Source organism: Blautia sp. An46 (genome assembly GCF_002161645.1).
GTDB lineage: Bacteria > Bacillota > Clostridia > Lachnospirales > Lachnospiraceae > Blautia > Blautia ornithocaccae.
Genome location: NZ_NFIF01000001.1, coordinates 168397 through 183757, shown reverse-complemented (window position 1 = coordinate 183757; position 15361 = coordinate 168397). Strand labels below are relative to the sequence as shown.

Here is a 15361-nt window from a genome sequence, read left to right as displayed (position 1 = left end):
ATCCTCCCAAAAGGCAAAGCCTGTCTTTGTCACATATAACCGGGAGGAGGACAATCTTTGACCGAGAAGAGAAATATCACTGATTATCATTATGATGCCTTTATTTCCTACAGACATCTTCCAAAGGATATGGCTGTGGCAGATAAGCTCCAGAAACTTCTGGAAAAACATAAAATCGTTATCAAAGGAGAACACAGTACAGAAAAAAGAAAGCTGCGGATATTCCGGGATCAGACAGAACTTCCTACCAGCGGCGACCTGGGAGAGGATATCCGGCAGGCCCTGGCCCAGTCCCGTTATCTTATCCTCATTTGTTCCCCTAATCTGAAAGAATCCCGGTGGTGTATGGAAGAAGTCAATTATTTTAAACAGATATGGGGTAACAGCAATAACCGGATCCTCCCTCTGCTGATCGACGGTGAACCGGATGAGGTCTTCCCGGAACAGATCCGCTGGGAAAACCGGAGGACTATTGGGAAAGATGGAAAAGAGACCCTGCTGCGTGTAGAAGTGGAACCACTGGGGGCTGATATCCGGGGGGAGTCATTAAAAAAGCAGCTGCACCGCTTGAAAACAGAGTACTATCGTATTGCTGCCCCAATCCTGGGATGCCGGTTTGATGATCTGTACCGCAGGGCCCAGAGAGCAAGGCGAAGAAATGTTTCCATCGCCGTTGCTCTGATTCTCTGCGCTGCTTTGAGTTTTTCTGCTTACAGCCTGTTTATGCTGGAGCAGATTTCAAGCAGGCAATCAGCCCTTTACGAAAACGAATCTCTGCGTCTGGCCTCGGAAGCCGAAACCGCTGCAGGTTCCGGCAACCATCGTCTGGCCATACTCCTGGCCCAGGAATCTCTTCCGAAAAATTTGGAAAATCCGGAACGCCCAATACTTCCTGAAGCAGAGGCTGCGCTGAGAAGCGCCGTCACCCAGGAAATCGCCGATGAAGGAAAGCTCCCGCTGCTATCCCGGGCCGTAGTCCCTTTTAACGTAGTATCCTGGTGGATCTGCAAACCCTATGATGAAGGAAAAAAAGTCGCACTGACAGATTTCGATAATACCTATCTCTATGACACCTATAACGGCGATCTGATCTTTTCCTGTGATACAGAGCAGGTTTATTTCGACGAAAGTGCAGAAAGAGCCTCCAGACAAAAATGCCTGACAGAAGACGATAAAATATCTCTGCAACTGGATCTGTATTGGACAGACACCGGAGAAAACTATTTTTCCGGACAGTATGAAGCCCAGAATCGGGAAGATGCTTCTGTAAATCTTTTTGCCATATGGGAGGAAGATTCCCGAAACTGCTGGGTGGTAAAACAAACCTTCCCTTTAGGACAGAGAAATGGAGACGCCGTAGAATCGGAAATAGAACTGCTAGACAGAATTGATGAAAAGGGGCAAAGCCATACAGAAGAAACGCTTCCGGAAAAGATCCGGGAAATAGGGGAAAATTATCAGCATTCCTATCTCAATACGGATGACTATATCACAGCGCATTACGATTATATACCTGATGATACCGGAAGCACCGGAAATGAAGAAATTGATATTCTGGCAGAGGCACTTATGTCTAACGGCTATAAAGTGCATGGGGTCAGAGAAATGAAAAACGGAAATGTACTTGCCTTTTCCTGTGGCTTTGCTGATAATTCTGAAATCACGTATAACGGTTATCCGGAAACCGCAACCGCTGCTCTTTGGTCCAAAGAAGAAGGACGATGGCTGACAGTCCTTCCCGGGGTTGTCTATGAAGAACCGGAAAGCGGCCTTCTATATCAGCATACCTCCGTAGAATTCCGCACCTACTCCTGGGTAGAGGACAATTTCGGAATTGAATCTCTGGCAGACGAACAATATCTTATGGTCAGTGAAGACGGGGAAAGGTACGCAAATGTGGAGATGGAAGAAGAAGTCCTCTATCTGACTGTCTGGGAGGCCGACAACCTGAAGGAACCTATAATCCGGGTTTCTCTGAAAAATCATAAGGCATATTATATAACCCCTGATTTCTCTCATGTTTTTCTGCAGACACCAGATGACCGCCTTCAATTATGGTCGGCTGAAGGAAACTGCCTGGCAGAACTGGAACCGGAGGTTGCTTCAGAGGAAATCTGTCTGACCGTTGACCGGGATCACCGGCGATTAGCTGTCAGTTACCACATCGGCGAGGGGGAAAACCATATTGTGATCTACAGCGGAGAAACCGGAGAGACTTTAGATTCTTTAGACATCCGTGATCTGGGGAATTACGGGATCTCACATCTGGAGTTTGAGGGAGACTTACTATTAGCAGCTTCTTGGTCCAGATCAGCCATCATTGATCTGACAGGTGAGAAGGATGTCTCTTTTTTTGAAGATTCCAACTATGGAAGCAGAAAGGACGGTATGCTTACCTCGGACGGTTTATTGATCTGTACCTTAGAAACCAATGTGGGAAATTCCCTGGAAGCAATCTATGATCTGAATACAGGGGAAAAGCTTTTCGATTATGCCAGCGTTTTCCAATACGACGAGTCCACCGGCACATTGGCATATATTAATCATGAGAGCCAGGCTACTCTCAGCGGCTCTGTATATGTCGCACATCGGGATGAAAACGGAGCATTCCGGGAACCCATAGAAATCATTTCCCAGAATGCAAATATGGCCTTTGGCAACGGTGGCCAGAATCTGGATGGCAGTTATCTGCTGCTCAATGGAGAAAACTGCTGCGAGATCTACGATACCGATACTGGTGAGAAAGTACTGGAACTGAATTCCGGAGGTTATGGGCTTGCAAACGGATTGATCTGCGATCTGCAGAAAAACGGAAGTAAAAAGGCTTTACAATTTCCTGTCTTATCTCTGGATGAGTTGTACTTAAAGGCTGATCAGATGTTAACCTCAGAAAACGGTATCCGAAGCCTTTCCAGCAAAGAAAAAGAATTATACTATATTGTTGATTAGTCAAAGACCCCGATGCAAACATGCCCCCTTGACTCGTTGCTCGCAGGAATAAAGAGGTAAAACAATAAAAATGGATAACTATAAATATGATGCATTTATATCTTACAGGCATTTACCCCTGGATATGTCTATTGCTATAAAACTTCAAAAACTTCTGGAAAATTATCGTCCTCCAAAAACTCTGAGAAAAGCAGAAAAAGCCAAAATCCACCGTGTTTTTCGGGACCAAAGTGAACTTCCTACCAGTGGAAATCTCGGAAATGATATTCGTGAAGCCTTGATGCAATCCTGTTATCTAATCGTAATCTGTTCAGAGAAAACAAAAGAATCTGCCTGGTGCATGGAAGAAATACGCTTCTTTAAAGAGATCCATCAGGGAAAAACTGACCACATTTTAACGCTTCTGGTTTCTGGAGAGCCTGAAAATGTATTTCCCGATCTCCTCAGGCATGTAACACAGGAAATGGTCATGGATAACGGCGAGATCCTGGTGCAGGAGGAATACATTGAGCCGCTAAGTGCCGATATCAGAGCCGATACTTTGCATATGAGCCTAAGAAAATTAAAAGTAGAATTTTTGCGCTTGGCCGCTCCTTTGCTAAACTGCGGTTTTGATGAGTTATATCAAAGACACAGACGGCGTAAGAAAAAGCGGATCATCCGTGCCTCACTTGTCAGCACAGCAATCCTGGCCGGTATTTTTATCCTGACTTCAGTGTCTGTTTTACGTGCCCGTTATCAGGATATTACGGAAAATGTATTAAAAATCCGTTCTGAAATTCAAATGGACAATATGCTGAATGCCCTTCAAAGCATTAAGGAACTTAATGATACTTATCCCGGTCAGCCATATACAGAATATATCCAGGCGCTGTTAGAATCTGAATACTTAAAGGCAAATTACAGAGAGGCATTCTCTCAGCTTGGCACAATCGAAACAAATGGCAGACTTCTCGGGAAAACGCAGGACAGCAGTTGTCTGTTTAGTGCGGCTGTGAAAGAAGATGGTATTTTTCATATAGAAATCTTTAACCGGTTACTCCAGCCTCTGGACAATTTTCTCCTGAAAGGAAACGATTATACAGAGGAGTGGTTCTTTTCAGAATATGTGTCAAAAGATAAGGTTCCTGAAATCGCCTATGATGCTGAAAGACAGCAAATCACCATATGCAGAAACGGACAGAATTATATTTACGGTTCAGATGGAGCGCTTTTAGAAGAAAAAGCTGCAGAAAACCTGGATGAAACGGAGAACTCAAAAGAAAAAGCAACCCTTATTGCCTCCATCAGTGAAAATCCTTCAAACGGCCCCCTGTATATAGAATCTCCGGATGCCATATATTATCTGCAGGCTCAAAGTTCTGCAGAGCCGATAAATCTTTTAAAGAACGCCTGCCTGGTACGTCACCCTTTAACATCCGGGAATCCAGAGATTTTATTTCCTGTTTCCGCTCCGGCTGACGGATATGCATTCAGTAAAATTTATATAACACCCGATAAGGCCTATGCTATCATCCTTGCAGAGCGAGGGATTTATTATACCAATATTTACGTCTATAATCTGGATAGCGGAAAACAGTGTTTGTCTATATCTGAATTTCCGGGTACGGCGAGCATCAGCTTTGATTTTTATAGCAATTCCGGCCAGATTCTAATATATAGTGACAGTATTTTGACCCGGGCAGTTCTCAGCGGTTTTACCATTCCCCATGATAACTCCTTGACCCATTATTCAGAATTTTCTTATGAATCCGCCTCTGGCCTAGCACCGGAATATGTTTTTGACCAAGAATCTGGATTAGCGTATATTTTAGATCATGGCGAGGGAGGAAATCGAATATATGCCGTTACCTTAAAAGATATTTCTCTGTGTGATCAATGGAAAAACTTGTCGGCAGTCCATCCGGACTTTGCTGCAAAAACAGAAGAAACTTATAATGAAAATGTAAGCCTTAAACCGGAGGATAATGACTTGATAAAAAATCCTTCATCTTTTTCGGAAGAAAGTATTTCCGAATATTCCCTGACCACAAATTTTTTTCAAATCGAAGCTACCGGCACTGTTCACCGCACAGGACCTTCAGAAGCTGCATTTAGCGGCAGCGATATCGTTTTGAATGTTAAAGATTCCAACGGACAGCCATTGATACAATTCACTAATATGGATTTTGCTCACCCTTATTATAACGAATCAGATTCTATCTTTGGCTTCATAAATTATAGAACAAATAAAGTTTGCGCAGCCTACAAATTGTACACTTATCAGGAATTAATTGACTGTCTTTCTATTGTCAAGACATCTGATCTTTTAGAAGGAACAGGGAAAAACAGCTTCCCTGCCCTTCCCTGGAAGACACCGTAATATAGCCTTTCTCTTTCTGCAGGATAAGCTGGGCCAGATACAGCCCCAAACCGGTGCCTTCTTCCTGTTCCACCTGGCTGCCTCGGTAAAAACGCTGAAAGATCTTATTGAAATCCCTCTCCGGTATCCCCGGTCCCTGGTCCCGGATATTCACCTGTACATACATCTCCAGAGGCCGGACTTCTATTTTTACAGTGCTCCCGGCAGGAGAATACTTCACTGCATTTTCCAGGATATTCCCCATAGCCTCGGCAGTCCATTTGGGATTATGCACCGGAAAGCACTCGGTAAAAGGCCCTGCCTCCAGCTCTATATCCTTTTCTCTGGCCTGGGCATACACCCCGTTTATACTCTTGGCAATGGTCTCTCCCAGGGGAGCAGGATGGCTCTCAAAGGTCAGGATTCCCTGTTCCAGCCGGGAAGCCTTTACCAGATTTTTCATCAGCCACTGCATTTTTTCCGCCTGTTCCTGGTTCCGTTTCAGAAACACTTTCTGTTCTTCTTTTGTAAGCTTTTCCTCCTTTAAAATTTCTGTGTTCAGGAGAATATTTGCCAGAGGAGTCTTTAACTGATGAGAAAGGTCAGAAAGAAGGGAGGCGATCTCCCCTTTCTCCTTTCCCGCTTTCTCCCGCTCCAGAGAAGACCGTCTCAATACCCGGAACAGCTGACTGAGAAGTTTGGATTCCATCTCTTCCTTACAGTCCTCATCACCTAAAAATCCTGTCTGTTCATAGGTCTGAAGAGCTCTGGAAAACCTCCTTAGTTCCCTTCGGTAATACAGTATTGTTCCCAGACAGCAGGCCAGGCAGAGGAGGATACAGACGCCGCAGATTCCATATAAAATCCTCTCTGTCATGGCCGCTCCTCCCATATATAGCCGATTCCGTGAATGGTTTTAATAAATCTTGGTCTGGAGGGGTCTTCCTCGATTTTCTTTCTCAGCCTTCCGATATTTACCTGAAGGGTATTGGGGTTTACAAACTTTCCTTCCCGATCCCACACAGCCTCCAGGATCTGATCCTGAGTCAGCACCTGGTTCTTATTTTCCAGGAAGTATTTCAGGATCTTGAACTCCGTCACACTGCATTCCATTTCCTGCTGTGCCTTCCATACCTTGATCAGATCCGTGTCCATCACTATATCCCCGGAGCTTAAAATATGAGATTTCGCCTTTTCTCCTTTTCTTCCCAGAAGCTTTTCCAGGCGAAGCTTCAGAACCGCTACAGAAAAAGGCTTTGTCATATAGTCATCTGCCCCGCTGGACAGTCCCATGATCTCATCTGTCTCCATATCTCTGGCCGTCAGCATGAGAATGGGAACCTGGGAGCTTTCTCTGATCTTCCTGCACAGGTCATTGCCGTCCATATCCGGGAGATTCAGATCCAGCAGGATCCCCTGGGGAGCTTCCTGTAAAAAAAGCCGGTATCCCTCCTTCCCGTTCTGAGCCTGAAGAACTTCATAGCCTTCCTGGGCCAGAGAAAAGGCAATGCCCTGGCGCAGACCCTGGTCATCTTCAATGATCAATACTTTCATTTTCTCCTCCCTCTATACACCTAGTGTAATCCACTTTAAACATTCTCAGTGAAACGGTAAGGCATTTAAAGTGGATTACACTAGTTTTTTATGCTGTCTTACTACCGTTTCATAATTTCCATAGATAAAATAATAATCTGCCTGGGCCTCTCCTTCTGTATATACATAAGTACCATACATGGGAATATCACAGCCCAGCACCGTATGTCCCGCTCCAATGCTGATGCCATATCCCTGATAAGAATAGATCAATGGCATACGCATCTTTTTCCCGCCAAAGCTGATATATCTGGCCTTATGACTTAAAGGTTCCTGGTTGCCTGCCAGGATACCTTTGGCAAAAATCTTTTCTTCTTTTGGCCATTGAAAATAGGCCCAGGTTCTGGAAATTCCATCCAGCTGCCGGGGCATCTCCTGATTTTCCTCCAGCAGTTTCCGCCCCTGTCTGTCAAAAAATGTCAGGGCTCCTGTCTTCTTTCGGATCCTTACTATAAGCCTGTCTGTAGCAAGCTCCACCGTATCTTTTCCTGCCCTGGCACTCCAGTTTACCCCGGTTTCCGGCTCACTGTCCCAGTAGCCCTGAGGGAATTTTCCCTCATTTTCCCTGACAAACTGAACCCGGATCACAGTCTCTCCCAGAGGCGTCAGCCGCAGAGTTCCATATGCTCCCTTTAGTGTCAGCCAGGCTCTGCTTTTCTTTACTTCTGTAATCTCCAGTTCCCTGGGATGTATCCTTTCCTGTATCATCAGATTCTTTAAGACCTGGGTGTCCGGAATATCTCCGAAATGCCGTGGAGAAGGATTGACTGGAAGAGGTCTGGGGGCCTTCTGGATCAACCGGATATCCTCTGCCGGTTTCTCCTGACACTCTTTTTCTTTGCGGGAAATCTCTGGGCTTTTTGCTCCTGCCTTCCTACTTTCTTCTGAGGTTCCTGCTCCAGCTGCATCCCTCTTTTTTAAAGCCGGAATCTTACTGGAAACATCTCCTTTGGGCTGTCCTTCCTTCTGTATTCTGTCTGTATTTCTGTCCTGTTTTTTCTCCGGATTTTTTTCTGTTTTTTGAGTTTTTCCTTCCAGGAATTCCATATGTTTTTCTCTGGATACTGGTTTTCCGATAAGTTCTGTCAGATTTTCCCCATGAACCACTGCCAGCTCGTGAAGGGCTCTGGTAGCCGCCACATAAAGCAGTTTGACATAGCCGTCTTCCCAGGGATATTTCTCCTTCGACGGGTCGTAGAGAAGCACTGCGTCAAACTCCAGTCCCTTGGTATATTCCACTGGAAGGACCATGATCCCTTCCCCGAATTCCGCTCTTTCCAGGTCGCTCTCTGCTAAAGAAAGATGATCTTTCAGACAGCTGCTGAGCCAGGAGGCTTCCTCCTGGTCCCGACAGATCATTCCAATAGTCTCATGGCCCTCTTTCTGCCAGTTCTGGAGGATTTTTACTGTTTCCAGGACCATTTTCTCCTTCCTGCAGGGAACCAGGGACACTTCTTTTCCATGGCGCTCCACAGGTTCTACAGGATATACCGGAAAGCTTCCATGACGGAGGATTTCCGTGGCAAATCTGGAAATTTCCACAGTATTTCGGTAGCTTTTCTTCAGTATCCCGAAGGTATCACGGGGGCCGGTAAGAAGCAGTTCCTGAAGCTCTTTCCAGTCATTCAGTCCCCAGCCGAAATGTATATTCTGGGAAACATCTCCCATAACCGTATAGGTACAGCCCCTCAGACAGTAGTCCAGGACTCCGTAGGCCATCATGCCGAAGTCCTGGGCCTCATCGATGATCACATGGCTGGCTTCCCGGATGCCGTCTGTCTCTTTGATCCGTTTATAAATATAGGCCAGAGCCGCCAGGTCGTACAGGTCAAATGCACTTTCCCGGAAAGGCGCTGTTTTCCCTTTTTCCTGCTGTGTCTGGAGGAACTCCCTATAAAAATCATAGACAGATCCTTTCCAGTTTCTTCCGCCGAAATGTTTCCGGTAGGTCCGGAATAGTTCTTTTCTCTCTTCCAGTGTATAGATAGTTCCCACACAATTCAGTTCATTTTCCAGCTTTGCCATAAGAATTTTATTCAGCATACGGATCTTGCTCTGCATAGACATCAGAGGATTGTCTTTCAGATAATTTTCTATGGCTGTCCCGGACATGATCAGTCTCCTGCCTCTTTTCAGACGGATTTCTTCCCGGGGTATCTGCTGTCTTTCATATTCTCTGCAGAAATTTTCCAGATCCCGGAACCACTCCAGACTCCCCTTCAGGCAGCTGCTTTTGTCATTCTTATCTGCGGGAATGATCTGGTATTTCTCTCCGTCCCAGTCTTCATAGAGCAGCCTTACAAAGAGCTGTTCCATCGTCATCTGGGACACCCCGTATACATCCAGATCCGGCAGGACACTGGTAATATAGTTCAGCAGTATACGGTTGCTTCCGATAATATAAAAGTCCTCCGGACGAAAGGTCTCCTCATAATTATACAGAATATAAGAAATCCGGTGCATGGCCACTGTTGTCTTTCCGGAACCGGCCACACCCTGAACGATCATATTGGTCTTTGGGGATTTACGGATGATCTGGTTCTGCTCTTTCTGTATCGTTGCAATGATCTCTCCCAGAACTGCTTTTTTACTCTTTGCCAGGTATTTGTTCAGCAATTCGTCTGTAGCTACAATATCTGAATCATAAAAATCTTTTAAATGATCATTTTCAATCTCGTAGGTACGCTTCCGCCGCAGGTCAATGTTATAGGTTCCATGATCTTTTACCGTATAGCTGCATGGTCCCAGAGCGTTCTCATAATAGACAGAAGCCACCGGCGCTCTCCAGTCTATGACCAGGGGGTCTGTACTGTCTTTGGTGATTCCAACTCTTCCCACATAATAGGACTCCTCCCAGGGGATCTTGGAATCTTTAAAATCGATCCGCCCGAAATAAGGTTTTTTTCTTGCCCGCTCATATCTCAGAAGCTCCCTCTGGCTCTCCCTTAACTGGGACTGGGTATTATGGAGAAGAGACAGCCCCTCCTTGTCCTTCGGTCCATAGGTCTCTATCAAATCATGGATATCTTCCGACAGAGTCTGGATATTCTTTCTGGTCTTTTCAAGATTTTCCTGAGCTGTGTCCAGGATCAGGGCCAATTGTTTCTCTTCTGCTTCTCTGGACAGCCCTGGAACAGGGCGGAAAGTCTTCTTTTCATTCATATCTGTTGTCTCCTATTTTTTAGTATCATGCACAGAAATCCAAGGGTTTTGTACTCTGAGGGTACCACCTTCCTGCATAAAATTCAATAGGCTTCTGTCAGCTCCCGTGTGTCTGGGCCGGCTTTGTAAATTGAACTTTTCCTGTTTTTCTCATATTTATTTTGAACTTTTTATTTTTCTATTGAACTTTTAACTAAAATATACTATAATGCACTCAATCTATTGAACTTTCGGAGGAAAAACCATGTTAAAGGGAACTTTTGCAGAGCGACTAAAGACGGCAATGGACCTTCAGGGCAAAAAACAGGTGGACCTGGTCCACATAGCTTCTGAAAAAGGGGTCAAGCTGGGAAAAAGCCATATCAGCCAGTATGTAAATGGAAAGACCCTTCCCAGAGGAGATATTCTCCACTTTCTGGCGGAAACCCTCCAGGTAGATGAAGAATGGTTAATGGGAAAAGAAAAAGAAAATCAAACCTTGGGAGAAAGAGAAATGAGAGAATTCAAAAAATCATCAAAATTAGACAATGTATTATATGACGTAAGAGGACCAGTAGTAGACGAAGCAGAGCGTATGGAAGACGCAGGCATGCATATCCTGAAACTGAATATCGGCAATCCTGCCCCCTTTGGTTTTAAGACACCGGATGAAGTGATCTACGATATGCGCCGGCAGCTTACAGACTGCGAAGGCTACTCCTCTGCAAAGGGTCTGTTCTCTGCCAGAAAAGCCATTATGCAGTACGCCCAGCTAAAGAAAATCCCGAATTTATCTATAGAAGACATTTACACCGGAAACGGTGTCAGCGAACTGATCAATCTGAGTATGTCCGCCCTTCTGGACAATGGGGACGAAATCCTGATCCCTTCCCCGGACTATCCTTTGTGGACAGCCTGCGCTACTTTAGCCGGAGGAAAAGCCGTCCATTACATCTGCGACGAACAGTCAGACTGGTATCCGGATATGGAAGATATCAAAAAGAAGATAACAGACCGGACAAAGGCCATAGTGATCATTAATCCTAACAATCCTACAGGGGCCCTGTATCCAAGAGAAGTCCTTCAGCAGATCGTGGACATTGCCAGAGAGCATCAGCTTATTATATTCTCTGACGAGATTTATGACCGGCTGGTCATGGACGGGGAAGAACATGTTTCTATCGCTTCCCTGGCTCCCGACCTGTTCTGCGTTACCTACAGCGGCCTGTCAAAGTCCCACATGATCGCCGGATTCCGTATCGGCTGGATGATCCTCAGCGGAAACAAAAAAATCGCAAAAGACTACATTGAAGGCATCAAAATGCTCTCCAATATGCGTCTCTGTTCTAACGTTCCCGCCCAGTCCATTGTCCAGACTGCCTTAGGCGGCCATCAGAGCGTAAATGACTATATCCTGCCGGGAGGAAGGATCTACGAGCAGCGGGAATTTATCTACAAGCAGCTTATAGACATCCCCGGAATCACCTGTGTAAAGCCAAAGGCAGCTTTCTACATCTTTCCTAAAATGGATGTGAAAAAGTTCAATATTCTGGATGATGAGAAATTTGCCCTGGACCTCCTCCGGGAGAAGAAAATCCTGGTAGTCCACGGAGGCGGATTCAACTGGCGCCAGCCAGATCATTTCCGCATCGTATATCTGCCCCGGGTCGAGGTCTTAAAAGAATCCATGGAAAAAATGGGCGATTTCTTCAGCTATTATCATCAGTAAATGCTTTTTAGGAGACACAGACTGATGAAAGACCATAAAGAATTTTTTCAATATGTAATTCCCTCCATGCTGGCTTTCGCCCTGTCCGGAGTCTACTCCATCGCCGACGGTTTCTTTGTGGGAAATGCTATGGGGGACAGCGCCCTGGCCGCCATTAACGTGGCTTATCCTCTCACCGCCTTTCTCCAGGCCACAGGCACTGGCATAGGCATGGGCGGAGCCGTAGAATACTCCATTGCCATGGGCAGCCAAAAGCCCAGAAGAAGCCGGGAATTTTTCAGCATGGCCCTTTTTCTCCTTTTTGGGCTGGGGATTCTCTTTACTTTTCTGCTTATGGCTATAGGAGCTCCAGTGCTGAGACTTTTTGGAGCCACAGGAGAAATCTATACCCTGGGCAGAGAATATGTTTTCTTTATATCTCTGGGAGCTGTTTTTCAGGTTCTGGGCACTGGGCTGGTGCCTTTCATCCGGAATATGGGCGGCTCCGTAACAGCCATGGCGGCCATGATCGCAGGTTTTCTCACCAACATTGTCCTGGACTATCTCATGGTATGGCGTTTTCCCATGGGAATGACGGGGGCCGCCATTGCCACAGACATCGGCCAGGGAGTTACTTTCCTGGTGTGCCTGGGCTTTTTCCTGAGAAAAAAAGAAAAGCCTGTCTTCTCCTTTGGAAAGCATGCTTTTCTACTTATCAAAAAAATATTCCAGGTAGGGATTTCTCCCTTTGGACTGACTTTTGCTCCCAACATCACGCTGATCCTGGTAAATAAAAGCGCCTCTGTTTTTGGAGGGGCCATGGCTGTAACCTGCTATGCTCCCGTAAGCTATATCTGCTGCGTGGTACAGCTCCTGCTTCAGGGAGTCAGCGATGGCTGCCAGCCTCTGTTAAGCCTTTCCTATGGTCAGGGGAAAGAAGAGAAGACCCTGCAGCTTCGGAATCTGGCCTACCGCTTTTCTTTCCTGGTCAGCCTGGTATGCGTAGTGCTGCTTTTCCTCCTCCGGGACCAGGCCGGAGCCCTTTTCGGCGCCTCCCGGTCAGTCACCATAGAGATCAGCCGGATCCTGCCGGTTTTCCTGGCAGGGTACCTTTTTGTGAGCATATCCAGAGTGACTACCTCTTACTTTTACGCCACTGGAAAGGACCTAAGGGCCTATACGCTGATCTACGGGGAGCCCGTGCTTCTGGCCCTGCTGCTTCTTTTTGTGCCTGCTCTGGCAAGTATCTGGGGAACCTGGGCCAGTGTGTCTCTGTCCCAGCTGTTAGCCATGATATTGGGAATTCTGTTTATACGTATAAAGTCATAACCCGGCCAGGAGGCAGGAGATGTTTACTCTTCCTGCCTCCTGGCTTTTCCAACAGTCAGAGCCACCGCTACACAGGCCAGAGCAAAGAGAATCTGGATTCCCATTCCCTGAATCAGTGTGGTCTTCAGAGAGTCCGTCAGGGTTTCGTTAAAGCTGAGGATGGAAATATTCTGAGCATACCAGTAAGTAGGGAAAAACTGGCCGATTCTCCGGACCACTCCTGTTAATAATTCCAGAGGAACAAAAATCCCTCCCAGGAAGCAGAATCCCAGACTCAGCACATTGGCCATTCCATTTACCGCAGCCTCTGTCCTGGCCATGGAGCCTACAAAAAAGGCTGCTGCAAGTGCACCCAGCATAATGGTAAATCCATTAAGCAGGATCAGCCATTTATTAGGGCTGCTCCAGAATTCGGAAAAGCAGGTTGCTATCCCAATCCCCTCGCAAAGTATCCAGGAAAAAATCCCCACTGTGAGAAATGCCAGGAGGCTTTGGATATTCTTATTTTTCAAGGTTATGCTGGAGGCCTCCAGTCTTCGCCGGATGTCTATATTCTGATATTCCTTCTGGATAAGTCCCAGGACAAAGCAGAGGATACTAAAGTACAGATAGGGCATAAAGCGGAATACATTGTAGATTCCCAGATCTTCCCTGGAACTTTCCAGCTCTACCTGGGCCTGGATATCTGCTGTATCCAGCACATTCTCGGCGGCTTCTTCCTGGGTATATCCCCCAGCCAGATATACTCTGGCACTGTTGATAAAATTATCTACACGGCTGTTCACATAATATTCCCACTGACTTCCGGATTCGGTAACGGATTCTACTTTTCTCCCTCCCTGAATACACTCCTCGTAAAAATTCTCCGGTATGATCACTGCATAGCGGATACGTCTGCCATAAACCGCCTCTGCCAGCTCGTCCATATCATCTTCCATTATCGTCACATCATGATACTGCTCCAGATATTTCTCCAGGGCCTGGGACCACAGGCTGTTGTCCCTGTCCACAATTCCAATAGCAAGCCTTTCCTGAGAATAAGCCCCGGTATTTTCTTCTCCATTGGAAATATACACCATAGAAACTGCCACGCCGAAAAAAATGGTGCAGTACAGAATAACTGTGGATACATTTCTTTTTAGGGCGATCAGATATCCTTTATATACTTTCATATCGCATTCTCCTCATTGATAAGACTGCCGCTGCCAGAAGCAGGATTCCGAAAAAAGTCAGCAAAGACAGGCTTCTGAAATATTTTTCTCCATCTTCGTAGATCAGCACGCTGTAAAAAGCATCAGTGATTAAAGCCCCCGGATTAATCCGGTTGATGACAGGCACATATGTCTCAATGGTCTCTTTCACTCCGCTGATCATCAGATCTGCTGCAAAAGAACAGGCAAGACTTTCTGCTACGATAATACCGTTTTTCAGGTTTGTACTCCAGGTTCCCACTGTTCCTATGACCATTCCGATACTGGAAGAATAAAGGGTCGCAGCAAAACAGATCAGCAGGATTTCTCCTCCCTGTTCTCCAATGTGGATATCTCCCAGAACTGCGTCCATGTAAAAAAGCAGTACCAGAACTTCTGCGAAACTTACCAGCCAGGAAGAAAGGAGGCTGGCGGTAATGGTCTTATAACGCTTTACGCATCCTGCCGCCAGCCTGGCCCCTAAGTCAGAGGTATTTGCCTGGACGCCTACTGTATTATACATTCCCATAAAACTTCCATAGAGGCAGGTCATAGCAATCAGGGCAAAGAAATAATTCTGGGTATAATCCAGGGAATCTCCCCGGAACGTCACTGTTTCTGTATAAGCTCCCCACTCTCCCATGGCTTCTGCTGCTGCCTGGAGATTTTCCGGATGTTCTTTGGCAATCTGGGCCAGCATATGTTCATTTTTCTCATAAATCTCCAATGTCTGGGAAAGAATGCTGGTGTATGTAGAGTCCTCTCCGATGACCAGCTTCTTCTCCTCCCCTCCGTAGAAAATTCCCAGAATTTCATCGTTTTTCAGAGCTTCCCTGGCCTCCTCCTGGCTCATGGGAATAATCTGAAACCAATCCTGATCAAAACTTTCCAGGTATTTCAGAAAAGCCTCTTCTTCCTGGCTGTCTGCATTTTGGTCTGTGACAAAAGCTGCCCGGATATCCTCCATAGCATTTTCTCCTATGGTACCTCCCAGGGTAAAATGAAACAGAGTAGGCAGGATCAACGGAAAAAGCATGGTCCAGAAAATATTGGATTTCTCCCGGATATTTACCAGGATCTGTCTTTTCATGATCTGAAGCATTTTACGTC

The 15361-nt window shown here is 46.0% G+C and carries 9 protein-coding genes; 4 read left to right on the top strand and 5 right to left on the bottom strand.

Annotated elements, in window-relative coordinates; genetic code table 11:
- The first annotated feature begins 57 nt into the window (after positions 1-57).
- Complete coding sequence (locus B5G00_RS00865) at positions 58-2949, top strand: toll/interleukin-1 receptor domain-containing protein (RefSeq protein WP_087267066.1); 2892 nt, start codon at positions 58-60, stop codon at positions 2947-2949.
- A gap of 70 nt (positions 2950-3019) precedes the next feature.
- Entirely contained in the window at positions 3020-5311 is a 2292-nt protein-coding gene (locus B5G00_RS00860) for a toll/interleukin-1 receptor domain-containing protein (protein ID WP_087267063.1), read from the top strand.
- Here the strand turns inward: B5G00_RS00860 and B5G00_RS00855 are convergent.
- The 3 genes from B5G00_RS00855 to B5G00_RS00845 form a co-directional block, all read right to left on the bottom strand.
- A complete protein-coding gene (locus tag B5G00_RS00855) occupies positions 5241-6167 on the bottom strand; it encodes a sensor histidine kinase (protein WP_087267060.1) in 927 nt (308 codons plus the stop codon). The two genes, B5G00_RS00860 and B5G00_RS00855, sit on opposite strands and share 71 nt — an antisense overlap.
- Positions 6164-6844, bottom strand: a complete 681-nt coding sequence (locus tag B5G00_RS00850; RefSeq protein ID WP_087267057.1) for a response regulator transcription factor — start codon at positions 6842-6844, stop codon at positions 6164-6166. The genes B5G00_RS00855 and B5G00_RS00850 overlap by 4 nt, the downstream gene beginning before the upstream one ends.
- 75 nt (positions 6845-6919) lie before the next feature.
- On the bottom strand, positions 6920-10045 hold the full coding sequence (locus B5G00_RS00845) for an ATP-binding domain-containing protein (protein WP_087267053.1): 3126 nt from the start codon (positions 10043-10045) through the stop codon (positions 6920-6922).
- 244 nt (positions 10046-10289) lie between these two features.
- Between B5G00_RS00845 and B5G00_RS00840 the strand changes: the two genes are divergently transcribed.
- Both B5G00_RS00840 and B5G00_RS00835 read left to right on the top strand, forming a co-directional pair.
- On the top strand, positions 10290-11753 hold the full coding sequence (locus B5G00_RS00840) for an aminotransferase class I/II-fold pyridoxal phosphate-dependent enzyme (RefSeq protein ID WP_087267050.1): 1464 nt from the start codon (positions 10290-10292) through the stop codon (positions 11751-11753).
- Positions 11754-11777: 24 nt separating this feature from the next.
- The gene (locus tag B5G00_RS00835) at positions 11778-13061 is read left to right on the top strand and encodes an MATE family efflux transporter (protein ID WP_087267047.1); all 1284 of its coding nucleotides are present in this window, start codon (positions 11778-11780) and stop codon (positions 13059-13061) included.
- A gap of 23 nt (positions 13062-13084) precedes the next feature.
- Here the strand turns inward: B5G00_RS00835 and B5G00_RS00830 are convergent, their stop codons facing one another.
- Together B5G00_RS00830 and B5G00_RS00825 are read right to left on the bottom strand one after the other, a co-directional pair.
- The gene (locus B5G00_RS00830) at positions 13085-14233 is read right to left on the bottom strand and encodes an ABC transporter permease (protein ID WP_087267045.1); all 1149 of its coding nucleotides are present in this window, start codon (positions 14231-14233) and stop codon (positions 13085-13087) included.
- Positions 14220-15353, bottom strand: a complete 1134-nt coding sequence (locus B5G00_RS00825) for an ABC transporter permease (protein ID WP_087267042.1) — start codon at positions 15351-15353, stop codon at positions 14220-14222. The genes B5G00_RS00830 and B5G00_RS00825 overlap by 14 nt, the downstream gene beginning before the upstream one ends.
- Between the last annotated feature and the right edge of the window lie 8 nt (positions 15354-15361).